At 70.8% G+C, this 14,974-nt stretch carries 12 protein-coding genes, 1 pseudogene and 1 riboswitch; of the genes and pseudogenes, 11 read left to right on the top strand and 2 right to left on the bottom strand.

Features of this window, described 5'->3' with window-relative positions; translation table 11 throughout:
• Position 1: 1 nt before the first annotated feature.
• Positions 2-1,405 (bottom strand): MFS transporter, encoded by a 1,404-nt coding sequence (locus tag DMP23_RS01975; protein WP_337819972.1) that lies wholly within the window; start codon positions 1,403-1,405, stop codon positions 2-4.
• On the bottom strand, positions 1,402-2,271 hold the full coding sequence (locus DMP23_RS01970; RefSeq protein WP_337819971.1) for an alpha/beta fold hydrolase: 870 nt from the start codon (positions 2,269-2,271) through the stop codon (positions 1,402-1,404). Before DMP23_RS01970 ends, DMP23_RS01975 begins: the two co-directional genes overlap by 4 nt.
• Before the next feature lie 118 nt (positions 2,272-2,389).
• On the opposite strand from DMP23_RS01970, the gene DMP23_RS01965 reads away from it, so the two are divergent.
• From DMP23_RS01965 to metH, 11 genes and pseudogenes are all read left to right on the top strand, one after another.
• Entirely contained in the window at positions 2,390-3,325 is a 936-nt protein-coding gene (locus tag DMP23_RS01965; RefSeq protein WP_337819970.1) for a LysR family transcriptional regulator, read from the top strand.
• A gap of 51 nt (positions 3,326-3,376) precedes the next feature.
• Positions 3,377-4,078, top strand: a complete 702-nt coding sequence (locus DMP23_RS01960; protein WP_337819969.1) for an alpha/beta fold hydrolase — start codon at positions 3,377-3,379, stop codon at positions 4,076-4,078.
• A gap of 33 nt (positions 4,079-4,111) precedes the next feature.
• Positions 4,112-4,249: a hypothetical protein gene (locus tag DMP23_RS01955; protein WP_337819968.1), complete on the top strand. Its 138-nt coding sequence runs from the start codon at positions 4,112-4,114 to the stop codon at positions 4,247-4,249.
• A 488-nt stretch (positions 4,250-4,737) separates the two neighbouring features.
• On the top strand, positions 4,738-5,151 hold the full coding sequence (locus tag DMP23_RS01950; protein ID WP_037818751.1) for an SsgA family sporulation/cell division regulator: 414 nt from the start codon (positions 4,738-4,740) through the stop codon (positions 5,149-5,151).
• Positions 5,152-5,922: 771 nt separating this feature from the next.
• Complete coding sequence (locus DMP23_RS01945; protein WP_337819967.1) at positions 5,923-6,258, top strand: STAS domain-containing protein; 336 nt, start codon at positions 5,923-5,925, stop codon at positions 6,256-6,258.
• 43 nt (positions 6,259-6,301) lie between these two features.
• Positions 6,302-7,141, top strand: coding sequence for an aldo/keto reductase (locus DMP23_RS01940; RefSeq protein WP_337819966.1), 840 nt, complete (start codon positions 6,302-6,304; stop codon positions 7,139-7,141).
• A gap of 52 nt (positions 7,142-7,193) precedes the next feature.
• Complete coding sequence (locus tag DMP23_RS01935; RefSeq protein WP_337819965.1) at positions 7,194-8,180, top strand: glycosyltransferase family 4 protein; 987 nt, start codon at positions 7,194-7,196, stop codon at positions 8,178-8,180.
• A pseudogene (locus DMP23_RS01930) lies at positions 8,132-8,989 on the top strand (lysylphosphatidylglycerol synthase domain-containing protein); the annotation flags it as partial. The gene DMP23_RS01935 and the pseudogene DMP23_RS01930, both read left to right, overlap by 49 nt.
• Positions 8,990-9,192: 203 nt before the next feature.
• Positions 9,193-10,563 carry a carboxylesterase/lipase family protein gene (locus tag DMP23_RS01925; protein WP_337819964.1) on the top strand — a complete coding sequence of 457 codons (1,371 nt, stop codon included), beginning with the start codon at positions 9,193-9,195 and terminating at the stop codon, positions 10,561-10,563.
• Between the two features lie 4 nt (positions 10,564-10,567).
• The gene (locus DMP23_RS01920; protein WP_337819963.1) at positions 10,568-11,170 is read left to right on the top strand and encodes a maleylpyruvate isomerase N-terminal domain-containing protein; all 603 of its coding nucleotides are present in this window, start codon (positions 10,568-10,570) and stop codon (positions 11,168-11,170) included.
• A 44-nt stretch (positions 11,171-11,214) separates the two neighbouring features.
• Positions 11,215-11,291: riboswitch (S-adenosyl-L-homocysteine riboswitch) on the top strand.
• Positions 11,292-11,308: 17 nt separating this feature from the next.
• A complete protein-coding gene (gene metH / locus DMP23_RS01915) occupies positions 11,309-14,914 on the top strand; it encodes a methionine synthase (protein WP_337819962.1) in 3,606 nt (1,201 codons plus the stop codon).
• Positions 14,915-14,974 lie beyond the last annotated feature (60 nt).

The following is a 14,974-nucleotide window of genomic DNA, read 5'->3' as shown; positions in this document are numbered from 1 at the left end:
TTCAGCAGATCGCCGAGCCGGTCCGGGCCGGTGCTTTTCGAGCCGCGCGGCCCGCCAGCCCGAAAGCGAAGGCGGCGGCCAACGCGAACACCGCGGCCTCGTAGGTCATCGCGTGCCACAACGCCTGGCCGGGGTTCCCGGCGGACGTCGCGTAGGCGATGCCCGCGAACGTGACGCCGAGGGTTCCGCCCAGTTGCTGTGCCGTCGGGAGCAGACCCGAGACCGAGGTCGCGGCTTCGGGGCGGACTCTGGCGATGATCTGGGTGAACGCCGAAGCGGTGAACACGCCGAACCCGATGCCGCCGAGGCACAGCGCGAGCCAGTACAGCCACCGCAGGGCCGGGTCGCCGATGGTCGCCGGGACGACCAGCGACACCGATCCCATGGCCAGGGAGGACGCCGCCAGAGCCCACGGGCCGAAGCGCCGGCCCAGCCTCTTCGCGATTCCGCTCCCGGCCAGTGCCCCGACGGCGTACGGGGTGATGCCGAACCCGGTCTGAAGCGGACTCCAGCCCTGCCCGCCTTGCAGATGCATCGACAGCAACAGCGTGAAGGAGGGCACTCCGGCGTTGAAGACCAGGACGATGCCCAGCCCCCATCGCGTCGCCGGTTCCGCCCACGTGGACGGATGGACGAGCGGTTCCGCCGCCCTGCGTTGGGAAATCGCGAAACCGGTTAGCAGTGCCGCGGCCAGCGCCAGGCTCAGCCACGTCCACCACGGCCAGCCGGCGTCCCGCCCCATTGTCAGGGGAAAGACCAGCAGGGCCAAGCCGAACAGGCTCAGCGCCGCCCCGGTCCGGTCGACGCGTGCCGCCGTGCGTTCGCCGTGATCCGGCGGCAGCGCGGGGGAGAGCGCGAGGGCGGCGATGCCGACGGGAACGGTCAGCAGCATCGCCGCCCGCCAGCCGAGGCCGAGCGGGTCGAGCTGGATGAGCACCCCGCCGAGCACCGGGCCCGCGAGCGACGCGGCCGCCATGGTCGCGCCGAACGCGCTCAACGCGGCGGCACGACGGCCCGGGGCTACCGCGGACTGGATGATCGACAGAATCTGCGGTGCCATCAGCCCGCTGCCGAAACCCTGAAACAGCCGTCCGGCGATCAGCACCCACGCTTCGGGCGCGGCGGCCGCCCCGACCGAGGCGAGAGTGAACAGCGTCATCCCGGCGACGAACATCCTCCGGTAGCCGTAGTTGTCGCCCAGCCGCGCGGAAACGATCAGCGAGCAGGCGTAGGCGAGGGTGTAGGCGGCGAGAACCAGTTGGCTCTCGCCTGCCCCGGCGCCCAGATCTCGCTGGACGTCGACCACGCCCACCTGCATGACCGTGACGCTGAACAGCTGCACGAACGTGCCGGACAGGATGATCGGCAGGAGAAGCCGCCGGGAGGGGGACCGCATCGTGGTCATCGGGCGGACCGCTGCAGCGCGATGGCGGCGAACAGCGTCGCCAGCTCCTCCGGCCGGATCACGAACGGCGAATGGCCGCCCGGCAGGGAATGCACCTGGAACGGATTGTCCGGCGTCACCTGGTCGGCCTCGGCGATCATCAAATCCTGGGTCACCGGCGGCAGCGCGAGGTCGCCGGTCAACCGGAGGTAGGAGCGCGGGAGCCGTCCCCAGCGCTCCGCCGAGAGCGGAACTGGTGTGCCGTAGTGCGATAGCGGGTGATCCGGGTGCAGGAACTGCCGCCACGAGTCCGGCGCGTCCGCGGGGAGGTCGTTCAGGAACGCCCGGCGGATCACGTCGGTGACCGCCGGGTCGGGAGAAAGCGGATTGATCCGGATCGCGCCCAGTTCGGCCGGGTCGCCGACCGGCGGAATCTGGACGGCGCCGACGTTCTCCTCGGCTTCGATGTAGTCGGAGAACCGCGGCCGGCCCGCGGGCACGAACGCGGACAGGTACACGAGGCGGTCGACCAGTTCGGGCGCCTGCTCCGCGGCGGCCGACACTACGGAACCCGCGGCGCTGTGCGCGACCAGCAGCACATTCCGGTAGCGGGTGCGGGCGCTGACCAGCGCTTCGAGCACGACATCGGTGCTGTCCTGCAAGGTGAGGTCGCTCAGCGCCGACTTCTCGGCCGCGAGCCCCGGCTGACCGGGCCGGAAGTACCCGCTGGGGACGGGCGCGCCGAGCCCGCTGCCGGGCAGGTCGACGGCGATGCTGGCAAGGCCGTGGCGGCTGAGCGCGCGCTGGGTCGGGCTCCAGTGCAGGGCGCCGTGCCAGGCGCCGTGTACGAGCAGCAGGACGGTCTCGGACGAGGACGGACGGGTCATTCCAGGGCCCTTCGCAAGGGTTGATCACGGACCGCACCAGATCACCGCAGCTCCGCCCCGTTATCCACGTTCATATCTGACAGGAGCCTTCGTCATACCTTCTGCGTATCGTGGCCGCGTGGAAGCCCGTCATCTTCGCTACGCTCTGGCGCTCGCCGAGCACCAGCATTTCGGCCGCGCCGCGGCGTCGCTGGGCATCGCCCAGCCGCCGCTGTCGACCCAGATCGCCGCGCTCGAACGCGAGGTCGGCGAGCGGCTGTTCGACCGCACCCCGCGCGGCGTTTTCCCCACTGCCGCGGGCAATGCCTTCCTTGCCAGGGCGGACAGCGCGCTCGCCGAGATGAGACTCGCGCGGGTCGAGGCGGGCCGGGCCGCACGCGGGGAGACCGGGCGGTTGCGGCTCGGGTTCATCGGGTCCGCGCTGCTCGACCCGCTGCCGGGCGTGCTCGGCCGGTTCCGGCGGGCCCGTCCGGACGTCCGGATGGTCCTCCAGGAACTGGACACGCCGACCGCGTCCGCGGCCCTGCTCGCCGGCGAACTGGATGTCGCGGTGGGGCGCGGCGGCCCTCGCGGAGCCGGGGCGGAGGACCTGGTGACGGTGCCCATCGGCGCGGATTATCTGGTCGCCGTGGTCTCGTCGGCGCACCCCTTCGCCGGGCAGCGGTCCGTCGAGGCCGGGCAGCTGGCGCGCGAGCCGCTCGTGGTCAGCGCGGACGCCGCCGGTTCTTACCTGCGACCGTTGTTCGAGCACGATCCCGCCGCCCTCGACGGGGCCGCGCTGGCGCGCGACGTCCACACGATCGCCGGGCTCGCCGCCTGCGGCGCGGGGGTCGGGCTCGGCCCGAACCGGATGCGCCTGATCGCTCGCGACGACATCCGGTTCTGCGACGTCGAGCCCCGCTTCCGGCTGCCGGATTTGCAGATGTCCTTCCGAGCCGCCGATTCCTCGCCGGTTCTCGCGGCGTTCCTCGCCGTGGTGCGGCAGAACTGCGCGGAGGTCGGCTCCCGGCTGGACGACCTGCTCGCCCGCCATCCGGCGCTGGGCGCCTCCTGACCGTCGCGTCCACTGTGGACGCGAGAAAACTCAACGACCGCAAGGAGAACTATGCCGCGGGACACGCTCGAATCGGTGCGCCTCGACGACGTGGAACTGGCTTGCCGCGTCGAAGGCGACGGGCCGGAGCTGGTCGTCCTGGTGCACGGGTGGCCGCAGACGAACGCGTGCTGGCGGCACGTGATCGAGCCGCTCAGCCAGGGCCGCACCGTCGTCGCCCCGGATCTCCGCGGTTACGGCGCTTCGGGCCTCGCCCGGTCCGGGGACTACGGCAAACGGGCCGCCGCCGCGGATCTGAGCGGTCTGATCCATCACCTGGGGTTCGAGTCGGCGGCGGTGATCGGGCACGACCGCGGCGCGCGCGTCGCGCATCGCTGGGCGCTCGATCGCCCGGCGGAGGTCAAAGCGCTTGCGCTGCTGGACATTCTGCCCACGAGGGTGGTCATGAACTCGTTCGACCGCGATTCGGCGAGCGCGATGTGGCACTGGTTCTTCCACCGGAACACGGAGCTGGCGGCGAAGCTGGTCGACGGGAACGTCGAGGCGTATCTCGGTCATTTCTTCGCCAGGGTGCGCGAATCCGGCGCCGTCGACGAGGAAACCTTCCAGCACTACGTCGAGGCGTTCAGCGACCCGGCGCGGCTGCGGGCGTCCTTCGAGGACTACCGGACCGGCTTCTCGGCCGACCTCGAACGCGACGAGGCGGATCACGCCGGCGGGCTGCGGGTGCGGGCCCCGCTGCTGCTCCTGTGAGGCGCCGAGGGCGGACTCGGCGGGCGCGACGTGGTGCGCGTCTGGCAGGACCATCACGCCGCTCCCGCCGCGGTCACCGGTCATGCCGTCCCCGGCGGCCACTACGTTCCGGAAGAAGCGCCCGGCGAGGTCGTGGACGCCGTCGAGGCCTTTCTCGAGCGGACGCGCTGACCTTCTCGAAGCTCCACGCCAGACGAACTGCTGCTCGCCCGCGCCGCTCGACCTGTCCCTGCCCGGCCGCTTCCACTGCGGATTCGCTTTCCGGTCCGGCGCCGAGACCGGACTCTGCCGCCGCCACCGCCGCTGAGCGGCAACCGAGCCGCCGCTCACCATTGAATCGATTCGTCCCGGTGGTCGCCGATATTTCCGGGAGGAGGGCGACGATCTTTCCGCGCGCCCTCGGGCCGTCCGGTTCCACGATCGTGGCGGTCCGTTTCCGCAGGTCGAAGCCGTCCCGGTCCGGCGGGGGCATCGGCGGGTGCGTTGCCCGATCCTGCTGTCAATGCTGCCCTTGCGTAGCCGACTGAGACGTAGATCTCCACCGTTGGGGTGAAATCTCCCCCGTCGGGCAGCTTAGGCTCTTACGGCGCGTTACTTATTGAGAAACATTCACTTCGGTCCGGACAGGTTCGCGACCGGGTAACGAAGGAGGCGCCGTCGTGGAAACCGAACCGCAGGTCGTCCGCGCGACGATCATCTTCGGGCTGCGCACGTTCGGGTCCGTCCCGCTGCCGGTGCGCGCCGATCTGGAATACGACCCGGCGGATCCGTTCGCGGTGTCGGTCGGCTACCACGCGGGCGGCGGAGTCGTGCGCTGGCTGTTCGGGCGGGACCTGCTCGCCGACGGCCTGCTCGCCCCGGCCGGCGACGGAGACGTCCAGGTGCGTCCCGCCGCCGACGACAGCCGCGTGCTGGTGGAGCTGAACGCACCCGACGGCTCCGCGGTGCTGGAGGCGGCGGCGAACGAACTCGCCGACTTCCTCGACCGCACCTACGACGAGGTTCCGGTCGGTTCCGAAGACCGTTGCTTCGACTTCGACGAGGAACTCGCGAAGCTCGCCCTGCGCGACTGACTGTCCATAGTGGACATCGGCGGCAGCGGCCGGAAGGCTCCCGGGCAGGAGAGATGACCTGCTGCGGGAGTCGGCGAGGCTTCGTCGCTGCGCTAATGCCTGTCGCGTCGAGGATTCGGCTCGGGGGCGGATCGGCCCATCGGCCAGCTCAGGTCCGGCGGGCTCGCCTCGCAATCATCACTGAAGCCGGGCCGAGTCGCCCCGCGAAGATCACCCAGGGCCCGGCGACCTCGTGTCGCAAGGATCAAGTGAAGCCTGGCGGGCTTGCGTGGCGAGGATCAACCGAAGTCCGTGGGCTCGTGCCGCGAGGATCAGCTGAGGCCGGGCGCGCTCGCACTGCGAGGATCAGCTGAAGCCCGGCGGGCTCGAGCCGCGAGCACCAACTGAAGCCAGGCGGAGTCTGAAGCCCGGCGGAGCCGCATCCCAGAACCGCCAGTCGCGGCGCGAGCGGCGAACCGCGAACGGCGAACCGGGCATCCCCCGACCAGGTGCCCCCGCATGAACGGCCGATGAACGACCCCGCTCCGTCGCCGCGAAACCGGCATCCCGCCAACAACCGCGCCAGTAGGACTCCTCCCCAGCGCACCCTGTCACCACTGCATCATCGTCAGCCCCCCGACCAGGCGGACTCGGCCGCCGCGTGAGTGAACCTCGTGGTGATCCGGGTTGACCGCACTGGGAGAACGCGTACGGTCGCCTGTGTTGGCTGTTGTCCAGAACCATACTGCGGTCAGCGCCCCAAGCAGGTCTCTGCGAAAGGAGCGCAAACCCATGACTCTCCACCTTCCCGGCGTCACCGCGCCGGTGGAATTGACCGTCCGCGCGACGAGGCGGGCGGACGCGATTCACCTCGCTCCGGTCGGGGACCTCGACGCGGCTACCGCGCATGTTTTCGAGGTGGCCGTCGCGCCGTTGGCCGGGCCGGTGGTCGTCGACCTGTCCGGTGTCGCGTTTCTGAGCTGCGCGGGCGTTCGCGCCCTGCTCGACGCGCACCAGCGGAACCCTCAGTTCACTGTCGTGGTCGGACCGGCGCACGCCGTCCGGCGGTGTCTTTCGGTGACCGGCGCCGATGAAATTCTGGGTGTCCGCGAGGCGGTCGCCGCCTGATCCAATGAGTTTCACGACCGCCGCGCACGGGTAGGCCGCCGACATGACGATCGAGACGAACCGCGTTCCGCAGCTCGAACTCAACAACGGCGTCCGGATTCCGCAGTTCGGCCTGGGCGTCTTCCAGATCCCGCCGGACGAAACGGCCGCGGCGGTGCGCGAAGCCCTCGAGGCCGGGTACCGGCACCTCGACACCGCGCAGATGTACCGCAACGAAGAAGGCGTCGGCGCGGGCATCCGCGATTCGGGCGTACCGCGCGAGGAAATCTTCGTCACCACAAAGCTGGCGAACGACGCGCAGGGCCACGACAACGCGATCAACGCGCTGGAGGGCAGTCTGCAGCGGCTCGAACTGGACTACGTCGACCTCTACCTGATCCACTGGCCGCTGCCGAAGCAGGACAGGTACGTCGCCACCTGGCACGGCTTCGAGGAACTGCTGCGCGCCGGCAAGGCCCGCGCGATCGGGGTGTCCAATTTCCAGATCCCGCACCTCGAACGGCTGGCCGCTGAGTCGGCGACGGTGCCCGCGGTCAACCAGATCGAGCTGCATCCCGCGCTGCAGCAACCGGAACTGCGCGCCTACCACGAGGCGCACGGCATCGTGACCGAGGCGTGGAGCCCGCTGGCGCAAGGCGAGGTCCTCGAAGACCCGCTGCTGGCCGAACTGGCCGAGAAACACGGCAAAACGCCCGCCCAGATCGTGCTGCGCTGGCACATCCAGCTCGGCAACGTCGTGTTCCCGAAGTCGTCGTCGCCGAAGCGGATGCGGGAGAACATCGACATCTTCGACTTCTCCCTGAGCGACGGCGACCTGGACGTCCTCAGCGGGCTCGACGAAGGCCGCCGGACGGGCTTCGACCCGGACACCTTCGAAGGCTGAACCGGATCGGCCGGCCGCCCGTGTAGGCAACGTGCGACTGTCCTGTTTCGTAGTGCCCGGCGACATCGAAGACCTCGGCGTGCCCAGCGGCGGCAACACCTACGACCGCCGCATGGCCGAGCATCTGCGGCTGCGGCTGCGGCCGGTCGGCGGGACCTGGCCGGACGGCGACCGGCGTCAGCTGGACCAGGTCCTCGCCGAGGTGCCCGACGGCGCGAAAGTGCTGCTCGACGGCTTGATCGCGTGCGGAGTGCCGGACGTCCTCGCCCGGCACGCGGACCGGATCGGCCTGGCCGTCCTCGTGCACCTGCCGCTGGCCGACGAAACCGGCCTGGACCCACAGCGCGCGGCCGACCTCGACGCCCGCGAACGGAAGTCGCTCCACCTGGCGGACCAGGTCATCGTCACCAGCCCCGCCGCCGCCCGCGCCGTCGAGCAGCGGCACGGCCTCGCGACTGTCCACATCGCACCGCCGGGGACCGATCCGGCACCGCGGGCGACCGGGACCGACGGGGTGTCCCAGCTGGTCTGTGTCGCCGCGGTGACCCCGCGCAAGGGCCAGGACATCCTCCTCAAAGCACTGTCCGAAGTAGACGGACTGAAGGTGGACCTCGTCGGCTCGCGCACCCGAAACCCGGCCTACGCCAACAGCTTGAGCCACCCTCGCGCCCGTTTCACCGGCCCGCTCGCCGGAGAAGCGCTAGAGAACGCCTACGACCGCGCCGACCTGCTCGTCCTGCCTTCGCACGCCGAGACGTACGGCATGGTCGTCACGGAGGCGCTAGCTCGCGGAATCCCCGTGGTCGCCTCGAACGTCGGCGGTGTACCCGACGCGCTCGGCCGGACACCGGAAGGAGAGCTGCCGGGAATGCTCGTCCCGCCCGGCGACGAAACAGCGCTGGCGGACGCGCTCCGGAGCTGGCGCGACGACCCTGACCTGCGGAAACGACTCCGTGCTGCGGCTGTCGCACGAGCGCGCACACTCGAGGGATGGGCCGAGGCAGCGGCCCGGTTGCGCGGAATCTTGGCGGTGGATTGATGCGGTGGCTGCGACTGCTGGCCGGAGCCGCGCTCATCGCCGCGTTGTGGTGGCGGCTCGGCACAGGAGCGTTCACCGGCGGCCTGCGGGCTCTGGGACCGGGACCGATCGCGATAGCCCTGGTCATCGGCGTCGTGACCACGTTCGCGAGCGCCGCGCGCTGGCGGCTGGTCGCAGGTCGGCTCGGCCTGCACCTGCCGTTCCGCGAAGCCGTCGGCGACTACTACGGCGCGCAATTCCTCAACGGCGTCCTCCCTGCCGGCGTGCTCGGCGACGTCCACCGCGCGGTCCAGCACGGACGACGATCGGGCGACGTCGGCCGCGGCATCCGGGCGGTCGTGCTCGAACGCGCCGCCGGACAGACCCTGGTGGTGGTCGCCGGACTGGCAGTCGTGGTCTTCCGGCCGGAGCTGCTGCCGCGGCAGGTGCTGATCTGCCTGGGGATCGTGATCGTGGCGCTGGCCGTCGTCGCGGTGGCGATGCGGAAACGGCTGCGGCACGTCTGGGCGGCCGACATCCGGACCGGCGTGCTCGAAGCGTGGCCCGGCGTCACCGGCTGGTCTCTGCTGGCGGCGGCCGGGCATCTGACGCTGTTCGTGGTCGCCGCCCGCGCGGCCGGGGCGACCGCGCCGTTGAGCGTCCTGCTGCCGCTGCTCGTGCTCGCGTTGCTGGCGATGGGGATGCCGCTGAACGTCGGCGGATTCGGCCCGCGCGAAGGCACCGCGGCGGTTTCGTTCGCCGCCGCCGGACTGGGCGCGGAACAGGGCGTGACGGTCGCGGTCGGCTACGGCGTGCTCGCTCTGGTCTCGACGCTGCCCGGCGGGGCGGTTCTCGCGCTCCGCCGGATGATCCGGCGGCCGGGCCCGGACGCCCGGCCGGTATCGTCCGGCCGGTGGCGGCGGCTTTTCGGGGGATTCGGCGACGGTGGTTCGCGGCGCTGGCCGTCGTCCCCGTTCTGGCCGCGTCGGCCTGCGCGTCTTCGGTCGCGGCGATCACCCGGGCAGGCGACGTCGTGCACACCGCAGCCGGCGCTGTCCGCAGCAGTGTCGCTCCCGATCACCGGCTCTTCCAAGGCATCCCGTACGCGGCCGCACCTGTCGGCGAGCGGCGCTGGCAGCCGCCCGCCCCGGTCGAGCCCTGGACGGGGGAGCGCGACGCCACGAAACCAGGGCCCCGCTGTCCGCAGGCCGCCGACGGAGCCCTGACCAGCGAAGACTGCCTCTATCTGAATGTCTGGACGCCGCCGACCGGAGAGACCGGACGGCCGGTCCTGGTGTGGCTGCACGGCGGCGCGTTCCTCAGCGGCGGCGGAGACCGCTACGGCGCCGCCCGGCTGGTCGACCGCGGCGACGCGGTGGTCGTCACACTCAACTACCGGCTCGGCGCGCTCGGCTTCCTCGCCGACCCGTCGCTGGGCCCGGAGCCCGGGAACTACGGCTTCCTCGACCAGCAGCAGGCGCTTTTGTGGGTGCGCGACAACATCGCGTCCTTCGGCGGCGACCCGAACCAGGTGACGATCGCGGGGGAGTCCGCGGGCGGGATGTCGGTGTGCGACCACCTCGTCGCCCCCGGCTCGCGCGGGCTGTTCCGCGCCGCGATCATCCAAAGTGGACCGTGCCAGGCGCAGGCGACGCTGCCCGCCGCCGAAACCAAGAGCATCGAGTACGCCGCCGCGCGCGGCTGCACCGACCGCCGGACCGCCGCGAAATGCCTGCGGGAGCTGCCCGTCGGGAAACTCCGGACCGCACCGGCGTACGGCTCGATCGCGGGCATCGAGATGCCGGGACCGGTCACCGGCGGTTCGGTGCTGCCCGGGAAGGTTCCCGCGACTCCGGTGCCGGTCATGCTGGGCACGACGCACGACGAGTTCACGTATTTCCTCGCCGAACAGGCCGCGGCCGGTCGCGAAGTCACGCGGCACGGCTACCCGCAAGCGCTTGCCAACGTCTTCCCGCACGCCGACGCGGTCGCCCGCGAGTACCCGGTGGATGCGTTCAGCGGCAACGCATCGCTGGCATACGCGGCGGCTGTCACCGACTGGGCGTTCGCCTGCCCGTCCGCGCGGCTCGCCAGTTCGCTGCCCAGCGTGTCGACCTACGAGTTCAACGACCCGACCTCGCCGGCGGCGGCCGCGTTGCGCGCGCCGTTCCCGCTCGGGGCCACGCACACCGCGGAGCTGCCCTACCTGTTCGATTTCGCCGAGCAGCCAACGACATTCACCCCGGCGCAGCAACGGCTCGCGGACCGGATGGTCGACGACTGGACGGCGTTCGTCCGCGGCGGCCCGACCGGGCAGGCGGTCGCGTACCGGCCGGGCGGCGCGCAGCCGCTGACCGGATTCGCGAAAGATCACCACTGCGGGTTCTGGGCTTCTCTACGCTGACCGGATGACCGTCCGCGCCGAAGACCTCGACGAAGCCCTCACCTGCGTGTCCGCTGCTCTCGAGCCGGTCACCGGCGGCGACTGGACGCGTCCGGCAGGCGATCTCGAGTGGAATTGCCGCTACACGGCGGAACACCTCGGCGACACGCTCCTGTCCTACGCCGCGCAGGTCGCGAGCCGCCCGGCCGATCGCTACGTGCGCTTCCTCGCCAAAACCGACGCCGACGCGTCCCCGGCCGAACTGCTCGAATTCGCGCTCACCGGCGGGCGTTTGCTCGCCGCCGCGGTCCGGAGCAGCCGACCGGACGAGCGCGCCTACCACCCGACCGGCCGCTCGGATCCGGCCGGTTTCGCCGCGATGGGCTGCGTGGAACTGCTGCTGCACGGCGACGACATCGCGCAGGGCCTCGGCGTCGCGATCGACCCGCCGCGCGACACCTGCGCCCGCGTCGTCGCGCGGCTTTTCCCCGAGCAGGAGCCGATTCCCGACGCTTGGGACGCGCTGCGCTGGTGCGCCGGGCGGATCGCCGTGCCCGGACGGCCCCGGCGGACCGGCTGGAAGTGGCGGGGCAGCCCGCTCGAGGACCGCTCGAATCCCGAGGAGTGAACACACCTGCCCGGGGGCTGGTCACATCCGGTAGTCTTGACCACCAGGTCGAGAGGCGCTGCAACGGACCGGTGGTCCGCCACGCTCGGCCGGTACCACCATCCAAGGGCGCCTCCGTGAACTCATGCGGAGGTGGCGATGACCCAGAACCTGCGGAACCTGCTCGACCAGCGCGTCGTCGTGCTCGACGGGGCCTGGGGCACGATGCTGCAGGGGGCCGGTCTCGCTCCCGAGGACTACCGGGCGGACTGGCTCGAGGGCCACGAGAAGGACGTCACCGGCGACCCGGACCTGCTGAACCTCACGCGGCCGGACGTCGTGCTCGACGTGCACCGCCAGTACCTCGCCGCGGGCGCGGACATCACCACCACCAACACGTTCACCGCCACCAGCATCGGCCAGGCCGACTACGGCCTCCAGGACCGGGTGCGCGAGATGAACCTGCGCGCCGCGGAACTCGCGCGCCAGGCCGCCGACGAGTTCGGCGACCGCTTCGTGGCCGGGTCGATCGGCCCGCTCAACGTCACGCTGTCGCTGTCGCCGCGCGTCGAGGACCCGGCGTTCCGCGCGGTCACCTACGAAGAGGTCAAGGCCTCCTACGCCGAGCAGATCAAGGCGCTCGCCGACGGCGGCGTCGACCTGCTGATGATCGAGACCATCTTCGACACCCTCAACTGCAAGGCCGCGATCACCGCGGCCCGCGAGGTCGCGCCGCACCTGCCGCTGTGGATCTCGGTGACCATCGTCGACCTGTCCGGGCGCACGCTGTCCGGCCAGACCGTCGAAGCGTTCTGGACCTCCGTCGCGCACGCGCGCCCGATGGTCGTCGGCGTCAACTGTTCGCTCGGCGCCGCGGAAATGCGCCCGCACGTGGAGGAACTGTCGAAGCTCGCCGACACCTGCACCGCGTGCCACCCGAACGCGGGCCTGCCCAACGCGTTCGGCGGCTACGACCAGACGCCCGAGGAAACCGGCGGCATGCTCGGCGAGTTCGCCGGGTCCGGGATGGTCAACATCGTCGGCGGCTGCTGCGGCACCTCGCCCGCGCACATCGCGAAGATCGCCGAGGCCGTCAAGGGCCTGCCGCCGCGTCCGGTGCCCGCGCACGAGCCGAGCACGCGGTTCTCCGGCCTCGAGCCGTTCAAGATCGGCGCGGACACCGGGTTCGTGATGATCGGCGAGCGCACCAACGTCACCGGCTCGGCGAAGTTCCGCAGGCTGATCGAGGCGGGCGACCACCAGGCGGCGGTGGACGTCGCGCTGGAGCAGGTCCGCGGCGGCGCGAACCTGCTCGACGTCAACTTCGACGCCGACCTGCTCGAATCCGAGCAGGAGATGACGACGTTCCTCAACCTCATCGCCACCGAGCCCGAGGTCGCGCGCATCCCGGTGATGATCGACAGCTCGCGCTGGAGCGTGCTGGAGGCCGGGCTCCGCTGCGTGCAGGGCAAGGGCGTGGTCAACTCGATCAGCCTCAAGGAGGGCGAGGGCCCGTTCCTGGAGCAGGCGCGGCGCATCCACGACTACGGCGCCGGCGTCGTGGTGATGGCCTTCGACGAGAAGGGCCAGGCCGACACGGTCGAGCGCAAGGTCGAAATCTGTTCCCGCGCCTACGATCTGCTCACCCGCGAGGCCGGTTTCGCGGGCGAGGACATCATTTTCGACCCGAACGTGCTCGCCGTCGCCACCGGCATCAGCGAGCACAACGGCTACGCGAAGGCGTTCATCGAGGCGCTGCCGCTGATCAAGGAACGCTGTCCGGGCGCGCACACCTCCGGCGGCATCTCGAACCTGTCGTTCTCCTTCCGCGGCAACAACGTCGTGCGCGAGGCGATGCACTCGGCGTTCCTGTTCCACGCCGTGCGCGCCGGGCTCGACATGGGCATCGTCAACGCCGGCCAGCTCGCGGTGTACGAGGACATCCCGAAGGACCTGCTGGAACTCGTCGAGGACGTCCTGTTCGACCGCCGCGAGGACGCCACCGACCGGCTCGTGGAATTCGCCGAGACGGTCAAGGGCAGCGGGACCAAGCGCGTGGTCGACCTGTCCTGGCGGGAAAACCCGGTGGCGGAACGGCTTTCGCACGCGCTGGTGCACGGCATCGTGGACTTCATCGAGGACGACACCGAGGAGGCCCGGCAGGAGTTCGACCGGCCGCTCGAGGTCATCGAGGGTCCGCTGATGGACGGCATGAAGATCGTCGGCGACCTGTTCGGCTCCGGGAAGATGTTCCTGCCGCAGGTCGTGAAGAGCGCGCGGGTGATGAAGCGGTCGGTGGCCTACCTCGAGCCGTACATGGAGGCGGAGAAGGCCAAACTGCAGGCCGAGGGCCGCTTCGAGACCACCCGCGGGCAGGGCAAGGTCGTGCTCGCCACGGTGAAGGGCGACGTGCACGACATCGGCAAGAACATCGTCGGCGTCGTGCTCGGCTGCAACAACTACGAGGTGATCGACCTCGGCGTGATGGTGCCCGCGGCGCAGATCCTCGACACCGCGGTCGCCGAGCACGCGGACGTCGTCGGGCTGTCCGGGCTGATCACGCCGTCGCTGGACGAGATGGTGTCGGTCGCGCAGGAAATGCAGCGGCGCGGGCTGAAGCTGCCGCTGCTGATCGGCGGCGCCACCACGTCGAAGCAGCACACCGCGGTCAAGATCGCCCCGGCGTACGACCACACGACGGTGCACGTGCTCGACGCGTCGCGAGTGGTCGGCGTGGTGTCCGACCTGCTCGACACCGACCGCGCGGACGCGCTGGACACCGCCAACCGCGCGGAGCAGCAGCGGCTGCGGATCCAGCACGAAAACCGGCACTCGACGCCGATGCTCACTCTTCAGCAAGCCCGCGCCAACGCCGAGAAGGTGTCGTTCGACGAGATCCCGACGCCGGAGTTCACCGGCGTGCGCGTGGTCGAGCCGTCGATTCCCGAGCTGCGCGAGATGATCGACTGGCAGTTCCTGTTCCTGGCCTGGGAACTCAAGGGCAAGTACCCGGCGATCCTCGACCAGCCGGTCGCGCGCGAGCTGTTCGACGACGCGAACCAGTTGCTGGACGAGATCATCGAGAACGGCTCGTTCACCGCACGCGGCGCGTACGCGTTCTGGCCGGCGCATTCCGAGGGCGACGACATCCTGCTCGACGGCGAGTACTCGGACTGGAAGTTCCCGATGCTGCGCCAGCAGACGCAGAAGCCGGACGGCCGCGCGAACCGGTGCCTCGCCGACTACATCGCCCCCGCCGGTTCCGGCGACCACCTGGGCGGGTTCGCGGTCGGGATCCACGGCGCGGAGGACCTGGCGGCCCGCTATGAAGCCGAACACGACGACTACCGGGCGATCATGGTGAAGGCGCTGGCCGACCGGCTGGCCGAGGCGTTCGCCGAGTACCTGCACCTGGAAGCCCGCCGCCGCTGGTTCGAGCCGGACGTGCAGCCGGACCTGGCGGACCTGCACGCGGAACGCTTCCGCGGCATCCGCCCGGCGCTCGGCTACCCGGCGAGCCCGGACCACAGCGAGAAGAAGGACCTGTTCGAGCTGCTGGGCGCCGACGAGCTGGGGATCGGGCTGACCGAGTCGTACGCGATGACCCCGGCCGCCGCGGTGAGCGGGCTGATCTTCGCGCACCCGGAATCGCGGTACTTCACGGTCGGCCGCCTGGGCCGCGACCAGATGGAAGACTACGCGGCCCGGCGCGGCGAGGAACTGTCCGAAGTGGAGCGGTGGCTGCGGCCCAATCTGGCTTACTGAGCCGAAGGGGGAACGACCTGCCTGGGTCGTTCCCCCTTTTTCGTTTTGGCAGGGTTGTGG

Origin of the sequence: Amycolatopsis sp. A1MSW2902 (assembly GCF_017312175.1) — a bacterium.
GTDB classification, from domain to species: domain Bacteria; phylum Actinomycetota; class Actinomycetes; order Mycobacteriales; family Pseudonocardiaceae; genus Amycolatopsis; species Amycolatopsis nivea.
The sequence above is the reverse complement of the archived record's forward strand: the minus strand, read 5'-3'. Positions and strand labels throughout refer to the sequence as shown.

Excerpts from the sequence above, each read along its gene's own strand:
- DMP23_RS01975 (WP_337819972.1), bottom strand. The coding sequence starts at position 1,405 with ATGACCACGATGCGGTCCCCCTCCCGGCGGCTTCTCCTGCCGATCATC.
- DMP23_RS01970 (WP_337819971.1), bottom strand. The coding sequence starts at position 2,271 with ATGACCCGTCCGTCCTCGTCCGAGACCGTCCTGCTGCTCGTACACGGC.
- DMP23_RS01960 (WP_337819969.1), top strand. The coding sequence starts at position 3,377 with ATGCCGCGGGACACGCTCGAATCGGTGCGCCTCGACGACGTGGAACTG.
- DMP23_RS01945 (WP_337819967.1), top strand. The coding sequence starts at position 5,923 with ATGACTCTCCACCTTCCCGGCGTCACCGCGCCGGTGGAATTGACCGTC.
- DMP23_RS01940 (WP_337819966.1), top strand. The coding sequence starts at position 6,302 with ATGACGATCGAGACGAACCGCGTTCCGCAGCTCGAACTCAACAACGGC.
- DMP23_RS01920 (WP_337819963.1), top strand. The coding sequence starts at position 10,568 with ATGACCGTCCGCGCCGAAGACCTCGACGAAGCCCTCACCTGCGTGTCC.
- metH (WP_337819962.1), top strand. The coding sequence starts at position 11,309 with ATGACCCAGAACCTGCGGAACCTGCTCGACCAGCGCGTCGTCGTGCTC.